The 18,991-nt window shown below is 55.7% G+C and carries 12 protein-coding genes; 4 read left to right on the forward strand and 8 right to left on the reverse strand.

Annotated elements, in window-relative coordinates; genetic code table 11:
* Positions 1-64 precede the first annotated feature (64 nt).
* Together mgtA and J1779_RS09950 are read left to right on the forward strand one after the other, a co-directional pair.
* Positions 65-2,767, forward strand: coding sequence for a magnesium-translocating P-type ATPase (mgtA, locus tag J1779_RS09945; protein ID WP_217203671.1), 2,703 nt, complete (start codon positions 65-67; stop codon positions 2,765-2,767).
* 133 nt (positions 2,768-2,900) lie between these two features.
* Complete coding sequence (locus J1779_RS09950; protein ID WP_217203672.1) at positions 2,901-5,312, forward strand: beta-N-acetylhexosaminidase; 2,412 nt, start codon at positions 2,901-2,903, stop codon at positions 5,310-5,312.
* 55 nt (positions 5,313-5,367) lie between these two features.
* Here J1779_RS09950 and J1779_RS09955 read toward each other — a convergent pair whose 3' ends face one another.
* The 4 genes from J1779_RS09955 to J1779_RS09970 form a co-directional block, all read right to left on the reverse strand.
* The gene (locus tag J1779_RS09955; protein ID WP_274388803.1) at positions 5,368-6,342 is read right to left on the reverse strand and encodes a TerC family protein; all 975 of its coding nucleotides are present in this window, start codon (positions 6,340-6,342) and stop codon (positions 5,368-5,370) included.
* 298 nt (positions 6,343-6,640) lie between these two features.
* On the reverse strand, positions 6,641-7,387 hold the full coding sequence (locus J1779_RS09960; protein ID WP_056782397.1) for a glutamine amidotransferase: 747 nt from the start codon (positions 7,385-7,387) through the stop codon (positions 6,641-6,643).
* A gap of 27 nt (positions 7,388-7,414) precedes the next feature.
* Positions 7,415-8,401 (reverse strand): Gfo/Idh/MocA family protein, encoded by a 987-nt coding sequence (locus tag J1779_RS09965; RefSeq protein WP_056782396.1) that lies wholly within the window; start codon positions 8,399-8,401, stop codon positions 7,415-7,417.
* Positions 8,402-8,425: 24 nt separating this feature from the next.
* The gene (locus J1779_RS09970) at positions 8,426-8,932 is read right to left on the reverse strand and encodes a M48 metallopeptidase family protein (protein WP_056782395.1); all 507 of its coding nucleotides are present in this window, start codon (positions 8,930-8,932) and stop codon (positions 8,426-8,428) included.
* A gap of 171 nt (positions 8,933-9,103) precedes the next feature.
* Here J1779_RS09970 and rlmG point away from each other — a divergent pair, with 171 nt between their 5' ends.
* A complete protein-coding gene (rlmG, locus tag J1779_RS09975) occupies positions 9,104-10,255 on the forward strand; it encodes a 23S rRNA (guanine(1835)-N(2))-methyltransferase RlmG (protein ID WP_217203673.1) in 1,152 nt (383 codons plus the stop codon).
* Positions 10,256-10,337: 82 nt separating this feature from the next.
* Here rlmG and J1779_RS09980 read toward each other — a convergent pair whose 3' ends face one another.
* On the reverse strand, positions 10,338-12,374 hold the full coding sequence (locus J1779_RS09980) for an NADPH-dependent 2,4-dienoyl-CoA reductase (RefSeq protein ID WP_274388804.1): 2,037 nt from the start codon (positions 12,372-12,374) through the stop codon (positions 10,338-10,340).
* A gap of 392 nt (positions 12,375-12,766) precedes the next feature.
* Between J1779_RS09980 and J1779_RS09985 the strand changes: the two genes are divergently transcribed.
* Positions 12,767-13,633 carry a crotonase/enoyl-CoA hydratase family protein gene (locus J1779_RS09985; RefSeq protein WP_056782392.1) on the forward strand — a complete coding sequence of 289 codons (867 nt, stop codon included), beginning with the start codon at positions 12,767-12,769 and terminating at the stop codon, positions 13,631-13,633.
* 28 nt (positions 13,634-13,661) lie between these two features.
* Here J1779_RS09985 and pdeR read toward each other — a convergent pair whose 3' ends face one another.
* The 3 genes from pdeR to J1779_RS10000 all read right to left on the reverse strand — a co-directional run bounded on the left by pdeR (position 13,662) and on the right by J1779_RS10000 (position 18,949).
* A complete protein-coding gene (pdeR, locus tag J1779_RS09990) occupies positions 13,662-15,680 on the reverse strand; it encodes a cyclic di-GMP phosphodiesterase (RefSeq protein WP_217203674.1) in 2,019 nt (672 codons plus the stop codon).
* 292 nt (positions 15,681-15,972) lie between these two features.
* A complete protein-coding gene (gene bglX / locus J1779_RS09995) occupies positions 15,973-18,270 on the reverse strand; it encodes a beta-glucosidase BglX (RefSeq protein ID WP_217203675.1) in 2,298 nt (765 codons plus the stop codon).
* 394 nt (positions 18,271-18,664) lie between these two features.
* On the reverse strand, positions 18,665-18,949 hold the full coding sequence (locus J1779_RS10000) for a YjcB family protein (protein ID WP_056782389.1): 285 nt from the start codon (positions 18,947-18,949) through the stop codon (positions 18,665-18,667).
* Positions 18,950-18,991 lie beyond the last annotated feature (42 nt).

Consider the following 18,991-nt stretch of genomic DNA (forward strand, 5'->3'; position numbering starts at 1 on the left):
CTGTTTTTAACAACCCTTTTGCCACGCTCATGGCGGCTTTGCCGTGGGTGCAACAAAGGTGCGAATGATGTTCAAAAATCTCACTTCCCGGCTGCTCAATGCGCTCAGCCGTAATTTACCGCGCCGTTTAGTCCGCCGCGATCCGATGCTGGAAAACGTGCCAGCCCGTGCGTCGCAGGCGATCCCTGCGGCGATGTCCGCCCATTGTCAGGCCTGTGCCCGCGCAACGGAAGATCAGCTCTACCTGCAATTTGCCAGCCATCCGGAAGGGCTGACCGCGCAGGAGGCCGAAGCTATCCGCGACGTTTCCGGCCTCAATCAGACCGGCGATCAGCAACCGGCGCCGTGGTGGCTGCACCTGTGGCACTGCTACCGCAATCCGTTCAACCTGCTGCTGACCGTGCTCGGGCTGGTGTCGTACGCCACCGACGATCTGACGGCAGCGCTGGTGATCGGCGCGATGGTGTTTATTTCCACCTTCATGCATTTCATTCAGGAAGCCCGCTCCAATAAAGCCGCCGATGCGCTGAAAGCCATGGTCAGCAACACCGCCACGGTGCTGCGCAGTGACGCGCAAACCGGGCGCAGTGAAACGGTGGAAATCGCGATCAGCCAGCTGGTGCCGGGCGATCTGATCAAGCTTTCTGCGGGGGATATGATCCCGGCAGATTTGCGTATTCTCTCCGCCAAAGATTTGTTTATCAGCCAGGCAGCGCTGACCGGTGAATCCCTGCCGGTGGAAAAACATGCCTGCGAGAAAACCCCGGTTGCCGCCGATCCGCTCGAACTGAACACCCTGTGCTTTATGGGCACCAACGTGGTCAGCGGCACGGCGATTGCGATGGTCATTGCCACCGGCAGCAAAACCTGGTTCGGCCAGCTCGCCGAGCGCGTGGTGCAGGAAGACACCCAGCCTAACGCCTTCCAGGCCGGGATCAGCAAAGTCAGCTGGCTGCTGATCCGCTTTATGATGGTGATGACGCCGGTGGTGCTGGTGATCAACGGCTACACCAAAGGCGACTGGTGGGAAGCGGCGCTGTTTGCGCTTTCGGTGGCGGTCGGTCTGACGCCGGAAATGCTGCCGATGATTGTCACCTCGACGCTGGCGAAAGGCGCGGTCAAACTTTCGCGCCAGAAAGTGATCGTCAAACGTCTGGACGCCATCCAGAACTTCGGCGCGATGGACATTCTCTGCACCGATAAAACCGGCACGCTGACGCAGGATAAAATCGTGCTCGAGCGCCACACCGACGTGCTCGGCGTGACCAGCGACGACGTGCTGCATCTGGCGTGGCTGAACAGCCATTATCAGACCGGCCTGAAAAATCTGCTGGACGTGGCGGTGCTGGACGCCGGCGATCCGCATCAGGGCCATAGCTCGCTGAAAGTGGACGAAATTCCGTTCGATTTCGACCGCCGCCGTATGTCTGTGGTGGTGGCTGAAAACGACCAGAATCATCGCCTGATCTGCAAAGGCGCGCTGGAAGAGATGCTGTCGATTTGTACGCTGGTGCAGCTCAACGGTGAGATTGTGCCGCTGACCGATGTGCTGCTGGCGCGCATCCGCCGCATTACGGATGACCTCAATCAGCAGGGGCTGCGCGTGGTCGCCGTGGCGCATAAAGTGATGCCTGCCCGCACGCAGGGTTACGCGGTGCCGGATGAATCCAGCCTGATTCTCGCCGGTTACATTGCGTTCCTCGATCCGCCAAAAGAGAGCACCGCACCGGCGCTGGACGCCCTGCAACGTAAAGGCGTGACGGTGAAAATCCTCACCGGCGATAACCCGCTGGTAGCACGCAAAGTCTGCAAAGATGTCGGTTTACAGGCCGATAACGTGGTGATCGGCAGCGATATCGACGCTCTTGATGATGCAGAGCTTCTGCGCGTTGCCCGCGAAACCACGGTATTTGCCAAACTGACGCCGATGCATAAAGAACGCATTGTGCGCGTGCTGCGCGGCGAAGGGCACGTGGTCGGGTTTATGGGCGACGGCATTAACGATGCCCCGGCGCTGCGTGCGGCGGACATCGGGATTTCCGTGGATTCCGCGGTGGATATCGCCAAAGAGGCGGCTGATATTATCCTGCTGGAAAAAAGCCTGATGGTGCTGGAGCAGGGCGTGACGGAAGGGCGCAGAACTTTCGCCAACATGCTGAAATACATCAAAATGACCGCCAGTTCCAACTTCGGTAACGTGTTCAGCGTGCTGGTGGCCAGCGCCTTCCTGCCGTTCCTGCCGATGTTGCCGCTGCATCTGCTGATTCAGAACCTGATTTACGATGTGTCACAGGTGGCGATCCCGTTTGATAACGTGGACGAAGAACAGCTGGCTAAGCCACAGCGCTGGAACGCCGGGGATATTGGCCGCTTTATGGTGTTCTTCGGTCCGATCAGCTCCGTATTCGACATCCTGACCTTCAGCCTGATGTGGTGGGTGTTTAAAGCCAATACGGTGGAAGCGCAGACGCTGTTCCAGTCAGGCTGGTTCATCGAAGGGTTGCTGTCGCAGACGCTGATTGTGCATATGATCCGCACCCGCAAAGTGCCGTTTATTCAGAGCCGTGCTTCCTGGCCGCTGTGCATCATGACGCTGATGGTGGTGGTCACCGGTATCGCGCTGATCTACTCGCCGGTCGCCGGGTTCCTGCAATTGCAGGCGCTGCCGCTGAGTTACTTCCCGTGGCTTATCGCGATTCTGGCGGGCTACATGGTGCTGACGCAGTGCGTGAAAGGCTGGTTCGTGCGCCGTTACGGCTGGCAATAATCGCAGTGCATTCATCATAAAGGCGGTGATTGTTAACGCAGTCACCGCTTTTTTTTTATCCAGAGACTATAGTTATTCCTTTAGATTCAGCGGGCTAAGATGGCGCGCTTTTTTACTCTGAGGAATTTCACCGATGCGAGTGCCTTTCCGCCGTACCTTTCTGGCTTCATCCCTGCTGCTTTGTGTTTCCGCTTATGCCGCGCCGGCCGGTAATTTACCGCTGATGCCGTGGCCGCAGCAGGTGGATGTCACCTCACCTGCGGGTAAATTTGTTCTCAATGATGCGTTGCAGATTCAGGTCAAAGGCGATGCGCTGATGCCTGAAGTGAACCGCTGGCGAGAGCGTCTGGCGCAGCAAACCGGCTGGTATCTGTTGCCGCAAAACAGCGAAACGGCCAGCGGTCCGGCGGCGATCACTGTCATCATTAAACAGAAAACCGGTGCGCAGCCGATGCCGGACAGCGACGAAAGTTATCAGCTGGATGTCACGCCGCAGGGCGCGGTGCTGACCGCCAACACCCGTTTTGGCGCGTTACGCGGCATGGAAACGCTGCTGCAACTGGTGCAGAACGACGGCGAAAATACCGTTATTCCGCTGGTCAGTATTCACGACCAGCCGCGTTTTGCCTGGCGCGGCGTGCTGCTCGATTCCGCCCGTCATTTCCTGCCGGTGCCCGATATTAAACGTCAGCTCGACGGCATGGCGGCGGCAAAACTCAACGTGCTGCACTGGCATCTGAGTGACGATCAGGGCTGGCGCTTTGCATCGCAAAAGTATCCAAAACTAAAGGAACTCGCCAGCGACGGGCAGTTTTACACCGTCGCGCAAATGAAAGACGTGGTGGCTTACGCCACGGAGCGGGGGATCCGCGTGGTGCCGGAAATCGATATGCCGGGTCACGCGTCGGCGATTGCGGTCGCGTATCCCGAACTGCTGAGCGCGCCGGGGCCGTACAAAATGGAACGATCCTGGGGTGTGCACGCCCCGACCCTCGATCCCACCAATGAAAAAGTCTATGCCTTTGCGGAGGCCATCGTCGGTGAACTGACGCAGATCTTCCCCGATCCCTACCTGCATATTGGCGGTGACGAAGTGGACGCCACCCAGTGGAAAGCGTCGAAGCCGATCCAGGCATTTATGAAAGAGAAGGGCATCGCCGACACGCACGCCTTACAGGCTTACTTCAACACCCGTCTGCAAAAGATCCTGCATCAGTACCAGCGCAAAATGGTCGGCTGGGACGAGATTTTCCACCCGGATCTGCCGCATGACATCGTGATCCAGTCCTGGCAGGGGCCGGATTCGCTCGGCGCCAGCGCGCAGCAAGGTTATCAGGGCATTTTGTCCACCGGCTTCTATCTCGATCAGCCGCACAGCGCGGCCTATCATTACCGCAACGAAATTCTGCCGCAGCCTTCAGGTGTGGATCAGAACGTGGCGGAAGGGGAAAAAGCACAAAGCTGGTCATTCACTATGCCGCGTCTGAAAGGCAAACCGGTGGACGGCAGCTTTACGCTGATTGAGGGAAAAGACGGCTGGCGCGGATTTATTGATTTCACCGGCAAAACGCGCCGCGCGGTGCGTGACATTGTCTGGCGCAGCGATGGGCCGGTCAGTTTTGCGGTCGATACCTGGATGGGCGATACGCGGCCTGTGTTGCGCCTCAAAGACGGCGCATTGTCGGGCTATTTCATCATCGGCAACGCGCGATATCCGGTGACCGGCGCGCCGCTGAGTCAGGTGCCGGACGGCCTTCCGCCGGTGGTGCCTGACGCGCAAGGCATGAAAAATATTCTCGGCGGCGAAGCGGCGCTGTGGCAGGAAAATATCACGGCGCAGATCCTGGATCTGAAACTGTGGCCGCGCGGCTTTGTGGTGGCGGAACGGTTGTGGTCGGCGCAGGACGTCAAAGACACCGGCAATATGTACCAGCGGCTGGCGAAAATCGACGCCTGGTCGGTGGTGTCAGTCGGGCTGCAACAGCATGTGGAAACCGCACGCCTGATGACGCGTCTGGCGAACAGCACCGACATCGCGCCGCTGCTCAGCTTCTCCACCGCGCTGGAACCGGCGCAGTATTACACCCGTCAGCACATCAAATTCCAGGCGGGGCATTACACGCAATCTGAACCGCTGAACCGGCTGGCGGATGCGCTACCGGCAGAAAGCAACGCGGTGCGCGAGTTTGCAGCCCTAATTACTGGGCTGGTGAAGGATCCGAAAAACGCGCAGGTCGCGCAATCCGTGCGTGAACAGCTGGAAAGCTGGCAGCGCAGCGCGGATTTGGTAAAACCGGTGCTGGCCCAAAATAGCGTGCTGAAACCGTTGCAGCCGGTGGCGGAAAAGTTAGGCGATTTGTCTTCACAAGGGCTGATATGGGTGGAGAAACTGCAAAAAGGCGAAACGCTGACAGCGCAGGAACGCCAGCAGGCGCAGGCGAAGCTGGACGACGCGGCAAAAGTGCAGGACGAACTGGTGATCGCCGTGGTGTATCCGCTGGAGGTATTGCTTAACGGCGTAGCGGGGCAGCAGCAGGGCCAGTAATAAATAAAGCGCGACCGGTGAAGTGGCCGCGCTTTGCATTAATCTGTCGAAAATATTAAGACTGTGCGTTGTTCCTGCGATCGTTACGACGGTTCACCCAGGTGTTAATCAGCAGGGTGATGATCAGAATCGAAGCAATCACGCCCAGCGAAACGCCGACCGGAATATGGAACACGTCGAGCAACAGCATCTTGATACCGATGAAAATCAGGATCACCGCCAGACCGTATTTCAGCATCGAGAAACGTTCCGCCACGCCCGCCAGCAGGAAGTACATCGCACGCAGGCCGAGGATGGCAAACAGGTTAGACGTCAGCACGATGAACGGGTCGGTCGTCACGGCGAAGATGGCCGGAATACTGTCGACCGCGAAAATCACGTCGCTCAGTTCCACCATAATCAGCACCAGCAGCAGCGGTGTGGCGAACAGAATGCCGTTGCGGCGTATAAAGAATTTCTCACCGTGCAATTCGTCGGTCATGCGCATTTTGCTGCGCAGCCAGCGGATCACCGGCTTCTCTCCCACCTCGCCGTCATCTTCTTTGGTCAGCGCCATTTTAATCCCGGTGAACAGCAGAAACGCACCGAACACGTACAAAATCCAGCTGAACTGACCCACCAGCCAGCTGCCCGCGAAAATCATGCCGGTACGCAGCACGATCGCACCCAGAACGCCGTAGATCAGCACGCGGCGCTGCAGGTTGGCCGGAATGGAGAAGTAGCTGAACAGGATCAACCAGACGAAGACGTTATCCACCGCCAGCGCTTTTTCCAGCAGATAGCCGGTCAGGAACATCGTGGCCTGGGCGTCTGCGACTTCGCGTCCAAACTCGCCGTTGAGATACCACCAGAAGCCGACGTTAAATAACAACGACAGGCCAATCCACACCAGCGACCAGACCGCGGCACTTTTCATGGTCATGACCTGCGCGCCTTTGCGGCCCTGCAACAGCAGATCGAACGCGAGCATAATCACCACAACAACGGCAAATGCGCCCCATAACATCGGGTTGCCTACTGAATTCATCATTACGTTGTCCTCCGAAAAACATCAAAAAAAAACGGCCAGCGTCGGAAGACGTTAGCCGCTCTCTCTGAGCTGTAAGCAAACCTCGCCATCCGGCAAGGTCTCACTTACAACGAGATGTATTCATCCAAAGAATACGATTCTGGTTGCCCCGGTAACCGGGTGACTGAGACAGCGCTGCTGTGAGCGCGGGTCCAGACACCGTAATGACGATTATCCGACGAAGAAGTTACTCCCCTTTGCGATCCAAAAACTAATTCAAAGTGTAACTGCTGTCAACATTTTGACATATCTTTGCACTTTATCCCGCCAGTGCCTGTCGCTTACCCAAGGCACCCACGAACGCCCGCAGCAAACCCTGACTGAGCGGTGTTTCGCTAAGTTGCTGAGCCTGATGGGCAAAGTCTACACGGTCGTCCTCGGCGATCGAACTCAGCCAGGTCAGATAGGTCTTCATCACCGCCAGACTGAATTCCGGATGGAACTGCGTGCTGATGGCGTTCGGGCCGTAGCGCAAAATCTGATGCGGATCGTGCTGCGTTTTCGCCAGCACCGTTGCCGTCGCGGGCGGAGTGATCACGGTTTGCAGGTGGATCAGGTTCGCCGCGAACTGCGCCGGAAGCTGCGATACCAGCGGATCAAGATGTCCGGCAGGCGTCAGCGTGACTTCATGCGTGCCGAGTTCAATGCCCTGCGGATGGTAATCCACCTCGCCGCCCAGCGCGTAAGCCATCAGCTGATGACCGTAGCAGGCACCAAACATCGGCAATTCCTGCAACATCCCGAGGCGTACCCAGTCCGCCGCTTCTTCGCTCCACGCCAGATGCTCCGTCACCATGCTGCGCGAACCGGTAATGATCGCTCCGCAATAATGTTCCGGCGGCAGCGGGCGCTCACCGGCCTGTAAATCCACAATCACCACCTGCTGCGCGTCGATATTGCCCTGACGAATAAACATCTGCGGGAAATTATCGTGCGCCCGACGGACAGGCTCCGGCGCGTGGCCGGTTTGCAAAATCAACAACGGCTTCAGACTGGGTGCGGTCATCTGTGACTCCCGAATGGGTGATAATCGTTAAGGCTGATGGTCGGCAGGGAACACCACCCCGGTCTGACGGCGGATTTCCGTCAGCACTTTGGCAGTGATGCGCGAGACTTCCAGCCCCGGATGCGCGACAAACTGGTTATCCACCAGAATCGCAAACGTCTCTGCTTCATACAGCATGGTGTTGATGTGCTGTGGCTGCGTCAGATCCAGCTTCTGGCTGCCTCGCGGCGTCAGGCTCAGCGTCTGGCATTCGGAAATTTTTTCCATTTGCAGCGTCCCTTCCTCACCCTGAATCTCGCTTGGCAGATGAGAGTCGCTGATTTTGGAATGGTTAATGACCACGACGAAGTCATCGGCATAAGACAAGATCACCGTCCCCTGGCCGTCGACACCGCTTTCCAGCAAGGTGGCGGTGGCATTGATGGACAACGGTTCGCCAAACAGCGCCACGGCACTGGCCAGGCAGTAATAGCCGATATCCATGATCGAGCCGTTGGAAAAGGCCGGGTTAAAGGTGTTTGGATTTTCACCCGCCAGATAACGCGGATAACGCGATGAATACTGGCAGTAATTCAAAATGGCTTTACGCAATTTACCGATGCGGTTCAGCGCCCCTTTCATGTGCAGGAAGTTCGGCAGGTACGCGGTTTTAAACGCTTCGAACAGCACCACGTTGTTCTCTTTCGCACAGGCCATCAGGCTTTCAACCTCACGCAGATTAGAGGCCAGCGGCTTTTCACACATCACGTGTTTTTTATGGCTGAGGAACAGCAGAGACTGGGCGTAATGCAAGGAATTCGGGCTGGCGATGTAGACCGCATCAATCAGGTCAGACGCCGCCATTTCTTCAAGAGAATCAAAATAGTGCCCGACCGGATAATCCTCGCCCAGCTTTTTGGCACCTTCCAGCGTGCGTGAATAAATCGCCGTGAGCTTCATTTTTCCGCTCTCGTGCGCGGCATCAATAAAACGTTGGGTGATCCAGTTGGTGCCGACGACAGCAAAGCGAATCATGCGTGTTCCCTATTGGTAGGTTAATTATTGATACAACTTGCCGAATATTTCCAGATGCGTCAGATACATGCGCGTGTCGAATTCTAACTGATGATAGTCGGGCGTCATATGACAGCACAGGCTATAGAAGGCTTTGTTGTGATCTTTCTCTTTAAGATGCGCCAGCTCGTGCACCACGATCATTTTCAGAAAAGCTTCCGGCGCGCTTTTAAACACCGTCGCCACGCGGATTTCCGCTTTGGCTTTCAGCTTGCCGCCCTGAATACGCGAAATCGCCGTATGCAGGCCGAGCGCGTGCTTCATCACGTGGATTTTATTGTCGTAGGCCACTTTGCTTAACGGTGATGAACTGCGCAAAAACTGATTTTTCAGGTCCAGCGTATACTGATAGAGCGATTTATCGGTGGTCAGCTCGTGCGGTTGCGGATACCGCGTCAGCAAGACTTTACCTAAACGTTCCTGGTCGATTAACTGACGCACCTGAGCCTGAAGGTGCTCGGGATAGCCTTGCAGATAGGTCAATTCAGGCATAACTGTTTGCTTTGTCTCTTATTGACGGGGAAAAGATGCCGTAACGATAAACGTGGATTTTAGCGCGATCGCAGGGATCCGGCAGATAAACCCCTTTTTAACTGAAAAAACATTTTACTGATAGCCCAATTTAGGGGATAAACAGCGCAAATTGAATATTGAGGAGGGCCAATGAGCCAATTCGAAACCGAAGTAGGTGGGCAGTTACTGCAACTGGATCTGGAACGTTATCCGCAGGACGAAGCGGCAACGCAGTTGCAGGCATGGGAAGCTGCTGATGAATATCTGCTGCAAACCCTGAACACCGGTGAGCTCAATGGCCGTCCGCTGCTGATTTTCAACGATGCTTTTGGCACGCTGGCGTGCGCATTGCAGGCGTTCAGTCCGACCAGCATCAATGACTCTTTCATGAGCCAGCTGGCCACGCGCCACAACTTGCGTCTGAACGGTTTTGACGAAGATGCCGTGGTAGCGCAAAGCAGCCTGGTGCCGTTGCCGATCAATCCGGGTCTGGTCATCATCAAGGTGCCAAAAACGCTGGCGCTGCTGGAACAGCAACTGCTGGCGCTGCGCGAAGTCGTGACGCCCGACACCCAGATTATCGCCGGGGCGAAAGCCCGTGATATCCACACCTCCACGCTGCAACTGTTTGAAAAAATCCTCGGCCCGACCAAAACCAGTCTGGCGTGGAAAAAAGCGCGTCTGATCCATTGCGAAGCCACCTTGCCAGCGCAGGCCGCCGAACCGGTGATCGCCGAATGGGCGCTGGACGACAGTGAGTTCCGTATCTCCAACCACGCGAACGTATTCTCGCGCGGCGGTCTGGACATCGGTGCGCGTTTCTTCATGCAACATTTGCCGGAAGGCATTGAAGGACGCATGGTGGATTTAGGCTGCGGTAACGGCGTCATCGGCATGACAGCCCTGGCACTGAACCCGGACGCGGAAATGCTGTTCGTCGATGAATCTTATATGGCGGTGGAATCGAGCCGTATCAACGTCGAAAACAATTTGCCGCAGGATGTCAGCCGCTGTCATTTCGAAGTGAACAACATGCTGGCCGGTGTTGAACGCGAAACCCTGGACGCGGTGCTGTGTAACCCGCCATTCCATCAGGGCACGGTCGTCAGCGATGACACCGCCTGGCGCATGTTCTGCGATGCCAAACGTTGCCTGCAAACCGGCGGCGAACTGCGCATCGTCGGCAACCGTCATCTCGATTACTACCAGAAACTGCGTCGCCTGTTCGGTAACTGCACGACTATCGCCACCAACCAGAAATTCGTCATTCTGCGCGCGGTGAAAACGGCGTCGCATCACTGATTGATGCCTTAGCCTGAAGTCCTGAAGTAAAAAAGCCGCTCACGCGGCTTTTTTTTCGTCTGTGATTCTCCAGGGCGGTTGTCTAAATATTCAGTGCCAGCCGCGTGCCCTGATCGATTGCCCGACGTGCATCCAGCTCGACGGCGATGTCTGCGCCGCCAATCAGATGCACGGTTTTACCCGCCGCCTGTAATGGCTGATACAGCGCCCGCTGCGGCTCCTGTCCGGCGCAGATAATCACGTTATCCACTTCCAGACATACCGGCTGACCGTTCATGACAAGGTGCAAACCTGCGTCGTCGATGCGCTCGTAACTCACGCCGCTTTGCATTTTCACGCCACGCTGCAGCAGGCTGGCGCGGTGGATCCAGCCGGTGGTTTTGCCCAGTCCTGCGCCGACTTTAGTGGTTTTGCGTTGCAGCAACACGATATCCCGCGCGGCGGGTTCCGGCTGCGGGCCAGACGGCGCCAGCCCGCCACGGTGCGTCAGGCTCTGGTCGATCCCCCATTCGTGGTTGAAGGCCTGAGCGCTCAGGCTCGACGACGGGCCGTTATGTATCAGGTATTCGGCAGTATCAAAACCAATGCCGCCTGCGCCGATAATGGCGACGCGCTGGCCGACCGGTTTTTTATCCCGCAACACGTCGAGATAGGTCAGCACGCACGGATGATCTATGCCCGCGATGTCCGGCAGGCGCGGTGAAATACCGCAGGCGAGGATCACTTCGTCATAGCCGGTCAGCTGGCTGGCGCCGACGGTTTCGCCGAGGCGCAGCGTCACGCCAAGCAGCGTCAGCTGGCGCGAGTAATAGCGTAACGTCTGATAAAACTCTTCTTTGCCGGGGATCTGTTTGGCGACATTAAATTGCCCGCCGATTTCATTGTGTGCGTCGAACAGGGTGACGTGATGCCCGCGGCTGGCGGCAGTGGTGGCAAAGGCCAGCCCGGCGGGGCCCGAACCGACGACGGCCAGGCGTTTGGGGACCTGCGCGCGGATCACCGGCAACTGCGTTTCCCGGCAGGCGCGCGGATTCACCAGACAGGACGTCACTTCGCCAGCGAAAATCTGATCCAGACAGGCCTGATTGCAGCCGATGCAGGTATTGATTTCATCAGCCCGGCCCTGTGCGGCTTTTTCGACAAACGCCGGATCGGCGAGGAACGGACGCGCCATTGACACCATGTCCGCGCAGCCTTCTGCGAGAATTTTCTCAGCCACGTCGGGGTCATTAATGCGGTTGGTGGTGATGAGCGGAATGCCGACTTTGCCCATCAGTTTTTGCGTCACCCAGCTGAACGCAGCGCGCGGCACCATGGTGGCGATGGTCGGGATCCGCGCTTCGTGCCAGCCGATACCGGTATTGATGATGCTCGCGCCCGCCTGTTCAATGCGCTGCGCCAGCGTTTCGACTTCCTGCCAGTCCGAGCCTTCTTCGACCAGATCCAGCATGGACAAGCGATAAATAATGATGAATGCCTGCCCGCAGGTTTCACGCACGCGGCGCACGGCTTCGATAGCAAAACGCATCCGGTTTTCAGCCGAACCGCCCCAGCGGTCGCTGCGCTGATTGGTTCTGGCGGCCAGAAACTGATTAATCAGATAGCCTTCCGAGCCCATAATTTCCACGCCGTCGTAACCTGACTCCTTCGCCAGCGCTGCGCAGCGCGCGAAGTCTTCCAGCGTTGCCTCGATCTCTTCTTCGCTCAACGCATGGGGCGTAAAACGGTTAATCGGTGCCTGCAGGGCAGAAGGCGCGACCGGATTTGGCTGATAGCTGTAGCGTCCGGCGTGCAGAATTTGCAGCGCGATTTTCCCCCCGGCGGCGTGCACCGCACGGGTTACCACGCGGTGGTGGGTGATGTGTTGCTGTTCGGCAAGGATCGAACCGCCCTGATAAACCACGCCCTGCGCATTGGGCGAAATACCGCCGGTCACAATAAGCCCGACGCCCGCTGCGGCACGCTCGGCATAAAAAGCCGCCAGCCGTTCCGGCCCGTCTTCCAGCTCTTCAAGACCGGTGTGCATGGATCCCATCAGCACGCGGTTTTTCAGCTGCGTAAAGCCTAAATCCAGCGGCGCCAGCAGGTGCGGATAAAACAGCGAAGCGCGTTCAGTCATGGAATTCTCTTAAGTGGTCGGAGGAGATGAATTCAATTTAGCGGGTGGCAGAAGAATTGGAAAGCGGGCGCGCCATGATTGTGACGTGTATCACTGTGGCAAAACGGAAAGGTTTTATTAACTCTTCCTCATATTATTAATCGGGTTTATTTAATTAACAGATTATTACTGAGGAGGCGAACGAATGCTTTTTTGCGGGGGAAATCATTATTTCACTGTTTTTACACAACATTGATTGATTGCAGGTTGTTTATTTTTAACATTTTTTTATTGAATTTCGTGTATTAGGAATATTCTTATAAAAACACCTCGAATCGATTCAGTTCGGGTTAGAGCTGGACTAGGCTGGAGCTGCTTCACCCTAAAATTCAATTCTAACCTGGATATATACTATGAATCTTATTGACCATACAGCCTGCCGTCCGTTTACCGAAGCCGGGCATTTGTCGCAAATTGCTGCCTATTATGAAGAAGGCCGTAATGTCATGTGGATGATGCTCAGGTCTTATCCACGTCCTTGTTTTAATCAGGAGCTTATCGAAGACATCATGACGCTGACCTACGCCGCGAAAGCGTCGGGGCTGCGTTTCGACTTTTGGGTCACCGGCTCGCTGGTCCCCAATATGTACAACGTCGGCGGTGATCTCAGCTTCTTCGTCGATTCCATCGTAAACAACAAGCGCGAAGCATTGCGCGCTTACGCCAGAGCCTGTGTGGACTGCGTACACGCCGCCGCGCGCGGGTTTGATGTCGGTGCCATCAGTTTATCGATGATTGAAGGAACGGCGCTGGGAGGCGGGTTTGAAGCGGCACTGGCGCACCATTACGTGCTGGCGCAGAACACGGCCAGGATGGGTTTTCCTGAAATCGCGTTTAACCTGTTCCCCGGCATGGGGGGATATTCGCTGGTATCACGTAAAGCCGGGATGCGGCTCGCGGAGGAACTGATCACTACCGGCGAATCGCATACGGCGGAATGGTTCGAAAGCCGGGGCCTGGTGGATGTCCTGTTCCAGCCCGGTGAGGCGTTTAACGCCACGCGTACCTTTATGGATACGTTGCGGCCAAAACTTAACGGGATACGTGCGATGCTCCGCGCACGCCAGCGTGTATTGCAGCTGTCGCGTTCGGAACTGATGGATATCACGGAAGATTGGGTGGATGCGGCATTTACGCTGGAGGAGAAAGATCTGAGTTACATGGAGCGGCTGGTCATGCTGCAAAACCGGCATACGGCGTCATTGCGTAAAACCGGCTAGCAGCAAACAGAAAAGCCCGTCACTGGTGCTATTTCTGTTTGGCTTTATGTTTAAAAACATTGGGTGAAGCAACGTTTTTATCATCAAGCCAGTGCTCGAGTTCCGTTGCGGGCATTGGCTTGGCGTAAAGAAAACCTTGTTTGCTGTCCACGCCAATTTCGTCGATCAGCTTTTCTTCTTCCGCCGTTTCAACCCCTTCGGCTACCACCGTCAGTTGCAACGTTTTTGCCACTGCAACAATGGCCCGCACCAGCGCCTGAGACACCGGATTGTCATTGATTCCCCGCACAAAACTTTGGTCGAGCTTGATGCAGTCCAGCGGGATGCGCGCCAGTTGTGACAACGAAGAATACCCGGTGCCGAAGTCATCCAGATGCACCTGGGCGCCCAGCTTATGTAACTGATTAATCATGGTGACCGCTGCGCCTTCGTCTTCCACCAGGCAGCTTTCTGTCAGCTCAAAATCCAGCAAACAGCCTTTCATGCCTGACGTTTTCATGGCCTCTGCCAGCGTGGTGATGAACGACCCGTTATTCAGCTGACGCCCGGAAAGATTGACCGCCACGCGCAGGTTGAGGCCTTTTTTCTGCCATTCTGTCGCCTGACGGGTGGCGGTTTCGATGACCCATTTTCCAAGCGGCGTGATAAGCCCGGACTCTTCAGCGTAGGGAATGAAACTTTGCGGCTGAATCAGCCCGCGCTCCGGGGACTGCCAGCGCAGCAGCGCCTCGACGCTGTTGACCGCGCCGTACAGCGACACCTTCGGCTGGTAATACAGCACCAGCTGATCTTTTTCCGCCAGCGCTTTACGCAGATGGGTGTCCAGCCACATGTATTCCGCCGCTTTCTGATTCATTTCCACAGAGAATACGCAGTGCGAGTTTTTGCCCTTTTCCTTCGCCACGTACATGGCGGTATCGGCATTTTGCAGCAGGGTATCGCCGTCGGTGCCATGTTCAGGGCAAATGGCAATCCCGCCGGAACAGCCGGTGTAGACTTCAATCAGCCCGATACGAAACGGCATACTCAGACGGTGTAAAACACGCTGACTCAGCGCTTCCATCGTTTTGATTTCAGCATTTGAGCTGAGAATGATGAATTCATCGCCGCCAAGACGGGCCAGTTTATCGTTGGCTGAAAGGCAATCCTGAATCGCATCTGACACTGCGCGCAGCAGGTGGTCGCCGAACATATGCCCGTAGGCGTCGTTAACTTTTTTGAAGTTGTCGAGATCGAGGTAAATCAGCCCGACTTTCGTGTCACCCCGGTCTTTCAGCGCCGTCGCCAGAGATTCCTGCAACGCGTTACGATTCGCGAAACCGGTAACAAGATCGGTGTTTGCCAGCACGCGTAAACGCTCCTGCGCTTTACGTTCGTCGGTGATGTCTGAGCCTGAGCAGATCAGAAATTTTTGCTGCTTGCCGCTGCCGCTGTGAACGAATTTATTGCGAAACAGGAACAGCCGCTGGCCTTTGACGGTATTGATCCAGCGTTCGACTTCGTAGGATTGCTGGTTCTGAAAGAAACTGCTGATGTTCTGACGTGAGGCCAGACCTTCTTCCATCGACATGAATAAATCGTAGGCGCTGCGCCCGATAACATCCTCTTCACGCAGGCCGGTGTACTCTTCGCTCAGCCGGTTAAAACGGTGGATTTTGCCTTCCTGATCGATAATGACGATCACGGAATTGGCTTCGGAAACGACCTGCTCTGCAAAGGTCAGTCCGACCTCTAAATCGTGAGCGACTGACTCGGTGTCCTGATAGGCCGACGCAGTGCCGGCCCAGACCTGACCATCAATTTTTCGACCCACCAGAAACAGGCGCACCTGTGATCCGAACAGCGTGATGTCCAGCGTAAAACTTGAGGTAATCCCGGTCAGTTGCCTGATCTTTCCTGCCTGCCATTGGGTCAGGGAGATCGCCACGTTGACGATGCCTTTCTCAGCAGATAACTCCAGCGCGTTGCTGTCTGAACCCAGTCGCCAGTATGGGCGGGGCGTACCAAAATGCAGGTACAGGATGGAGGCATCTTGTGAGTCGACCATGGAATGTTTCTCCGCAAAGAACGCAAAACGCCGTCTGCGCAGTGACCTGGCGACAGTCAGCACAGACGGAGCTTACTCTGTTGAGCCCACTCGCAACGCTCCGCATCCGGCGGATAAAGGCAAAAGGGCATAACACATTGAAATTAAGGTTAGCAACTGTCCGTTATATATCCAGTTTACGGGCAGAAATTGCCGCCCAGTGCTGACGACACACATTGCCGGATGCCGTCAGCACTGAGGGGCTTTTGACCGATCTCCGGGCGAGCATGCCGCCCGGAGATCGCTTTCGAGATTACTTCAGCAGGAAGCTGGTTTGTTTGACGTTTTCTGAATCCAGCCCAACGAAGACGTTGAACTTGCCAGGCTCGGAAGCCCATTTCAGCTGATCATTGTAGAAACGCAGATCCTGTTCGTTCAATGTAAAGGTGACGACTTTTTGCTCACCCGGCTGCAACTCGATTTTCTCGAAGTTTTTCAGCTGCTTGACCGGACGGCTGATGGACGCGGTGACGTCCTGCAAATACAGCTGCACGATGGTCGCGCCACTGCGTTTACCGGTATTTTTCACCGTCACGCTGGCGGTCAGCGGGTGTTTGGCATCCATGGTGGTGGAAGACAGGCTGACGTCAGAGACGCTGAAGTCGGTATAGCTCAGACCATAACCGAACGGGAACAGCGGGCCGTTAGTGATATCAAAATAGCGGGTGGTGTATTTATCCGGATGCTGCGGATTAAACGGACGTCCGGTATTAAGGAAGCTGTAATACAGCGGGATCTGGCCTACTGCGCGCGGGAAGGTCATCGGCAATTTGCCTGACGGGTTGTAATCGCCAAACAGCACGTCAGCAATCGCATGACCGCCTTCGGTGCCGCTGAACCAGGTTTCCAGCATCGCGTCGGAGATTTCATTTTCCCATGACAGCGTCAGCGGACGGCCATTCATCAGAACAATGACCAGCGGTTTGCCGGTCGCTTTCAGGGCTTTCAGTAAGTCGCGCTGGCTTTGCGGGATGTTCAGTTCAGAACGGCTGGACGCCTCGTGCGCCATACCTTGCGCTTCACCAACGACCGCGACCACAACGTCAGATTTTTCAGCGGTTTTCACGGCTTCATCAATCATTTCCTGCGGTTTACGTGTGTCGTTGATCACCTGCTTGTCGTAAGAGTTGAGGAAATCCACCATGGCCTGATCGTCAGTGACGTTAGCGCCGCGTGCATAAAGAACGTTGCCTTTATCGCCGAGCACATCCTTCATGCCCTGCAGGACGGTTACCGCCTGAGCCGCTTTACCGGCGGCAGACCAGCTGCCCATGACGTCACGTTTGCTGTCAGCCAGCGGTCCGATCACGGCGATGGTGCCCGCTTTCTGCAACGGTAATGTCTGATTGCTGTTTTTCAGCAGCACCAGCGAGGTTCGCGCCACTTCGCGCGCTTCGTTGCGGTGCAGGCGGCTTTCGGCGTTGGTATCCGCCGGGTCACTCGACTGCGGCCCTAAATGACGGTACTCATCCACAAACAGGCCCATGTCCCATTTTGCGGCCAGTACGTCACGCACCGCGCGGTCGATATCATTCTGGCTGACCATGCCGTCGGCGAGCAGGCCTTTCAGATACTTGCCGTACATGTTATCCGCCATGTCCATATCGACACCGGCTTTCAATGCCATGGCCGCCGCCTGACGATCGTCTTCGGCTACGCCGTGTTTGACCAGGCCGCCGATAGCGCCGTGGTCGCTGACGGTCAGGCCTTTGAATTGCCAGTCGTCACGCAGAATGTCTTTTAAAAGCCAGGTGTTGGAGGTGGCAGGCGTGCCGTTGATACTGTTCAGCGCCACCATCACACCGCCCGCACCCGCATCGACAGCGGCTTTGTACGGTGGCATGTAGTCGTTGAACATACGCGTCAGACTCATATCCACGGTGTTGTATTCCCGGCCGCCTTCGACAGCGCCGTACAACGCGTAGTGTTTGACGTTTGCCATCACCGCGTCAGGGGCAGACGGGTCTTTGCCCTGATAACCGGTAACCATTTCATGCGCGAGGCGTGAAGTGAGATAGGTGTCTTCACCGAAACCTTCGGAAACACGGCCCCAGCGTGGATCGCGGGTCACATCTACCATCGGCGAGAACGTCATGTTCAGGCCATCGGCTGCGGTTTCTTTTGCAGAAATGCGTGCGCTGGTGGCCACGGCCTGCATGTCCCAGCTGGCTGCCAGACCGAGGCTGATCGGGAAAATAGTGCGCTGGCCGTGTACCACGTCATACGCATAGAAAGGAGGGATTTTCAGGCGGCTGTTTTTCACCTCATCCTGAAGGCGGCGGATATCGGGTTTGGTCACGGTATTAAATACGCCACCGACTTTGCCGTCGCGAATATCGGCCATGATCGCTTCTTTCGGATAATCAGTCCCGACGGTCACCAGATTCAACTGACCAATTTTTTCATCAAGGGTCATTTTTTTCATCAGATCAGCAATGAACGCGTTGCGCTCTTTTACCTGATTCTGAGGTATACCCGCCGTTTCTACTGCCAGAGCAGAAGCAGAACTTACCAGTAGCACAAACGCGCCGAGCATGTGATGCGTATTCATCGGAATTCCTTCAGCCATAAGCAGGGATGCCAAAACAGAGAAAATTCAGCAGCCTGAAGCAAACAAATCAATGATCATTCTAAGAAAAGTATAGTGTGAGAATCTAATACGACCCTTCAACTATTAGCAATCAATAGTTTTATCGTGCGGCACATTATCTTTTACCTGTGGAGACAGATCGCAATTTACAGGTAATCGGGCAGATGGCTACTAAAAGACGTTCGATATACCCCGCAATTTCAGACAATTAGGATTAGATGACAAATCGGTTCAGTAATGAGCGATGAAATAGCGCGGGAAGGGAGATTTTTGCACAATGAGCCGGGCAGAGCGTGATGCTCAGCCCGGAAAAAGCCGATCAATCTGTCAGGCAGGAATCAATAATAAAACGGTATTAATAATAGAAGGGCATATCGGTGGGGGTTTTACTCATCACATCGAAGAAAACGTCTTTGGTCATTGACCAGAATTGTGCAATGGCAGCGGCGTTGTAAGTCATGCCCATCAGGCTCATGACAAAGAAACAGGTCACCGTCAGGCCAAGACCGCTACAGACGAAAGCCATGGTGTTGCGGCTCGACTGGCGGCACAGAATATTGAGCTGGCTGGTGCAGAACATCAAAAAAGCGCTCAGCAATTCCCAGCGCATCATGACTATTCCGGCAGTTAACGTTCCCATTGATAAAATCCTTACTCACTACAGCCGGTTGCACGATGCCAA

The sequence above is a fragment of the Rahnella rivi genome (genome assembly GCF_019049655.1).
In the GTDB taxonomy this organism is placed as follows: Bacteria; Pseudomonadota; Gammaproteobacteria; order Enterobacterales; family Enterobacteriaceae; genus Rahnella; species Rahnella rivi.

What these genes read in the sequence shown, in the direction of transcription:
- J1779_RS09960 (WP_056782397.1), bottom strand. Translation starts at nt 7,387, where the DNA reads ATGACCGCACCCAGTCTGAAGCCGTTGTTGATTTTGCAAACCGGCCAC.
- J1779_RS09965 (WP_056782396.1), bottom strand. Translation starts at nt 8,401, where the DNA reads ATGATTCGCTTTGCTGTCGTCGGCACCAACTGGATCACCCAACGTTTT.
- rlmG (WP_217203673.1), top strand. Translation starts at nt 9,104, where the DNA reads ATGAGCCAATTCGAAACCGAAGTAGGTGGGCAGTTACTGCAACTGGAT.
- J1779_RS09980 (WP_274388804.1), bottom strand. Translation starts at nt 12,374, where the DNA reads ATGACTGAACGCGCTTCGCTGTTTTATCCGCACCTGCTGGCGCCGCTG.
- pdeR (WP_217203674.1), bottom strand. Translation starts at nt 15,680, where the DNA reads ATGGTCGACTCACAAGATGCCTCCATCCTGTACCTGCATTTTGGTACG.
- J1779_RS10000 (WP_056782389.1), bottom strand. Translation starts at nt 18,949, where the DNA reads ATGGGAACGTTAACTGCCGGAATAGTCATGATGCGCTGGGAATTGCTG.
- J1779_RS09970 (WP_056782395.1), bottom strand. Translation starts at nt 8,932, where the DNA reads ATGCCTGAATTGACCTATCTGCAAGGCTATCCCGAGCACCTTCAGGCT.
- bglX (WP_217203675.1), bottom strand. Translation starts at nt 18,270, where the DNA reads ATGAATACGCATCACATGCTCGGCGCGTTTGTGCTACTGGTAAGTTCT.
- J1779_RS09950 (WP_217203672.1), top strand. Translation starts at nt 2,901, where the DNA reads ATGCGAGTGCCTTTCCGCCGTACCTTTCTGGCTTCATCCCTGCTGCTT.
- J1779_RS09955 (WP_274388803.1), bottom strand. Translation starts at nt 6,342, where the DNA reads ATGATGAATTCAGTAGGCAACCCGATGTTATGGGGCGCATTTGCCGTT.
- mgtA (WP_217203671.1), top strand. Translation starts at nt 65, where the DNA reads ATGATGTTCAAAAATCTCACTTCCCGGCTGCTCAATGCGCTCAGCCGT.
- J1779_RS09985 (WP_056782392.1), top strand. Translation starts at nt 12,767, where the DNA reads ATGAATCTTATTGACCATACAGCCTGCCGTCCGTTTACCGAAGCCGGG.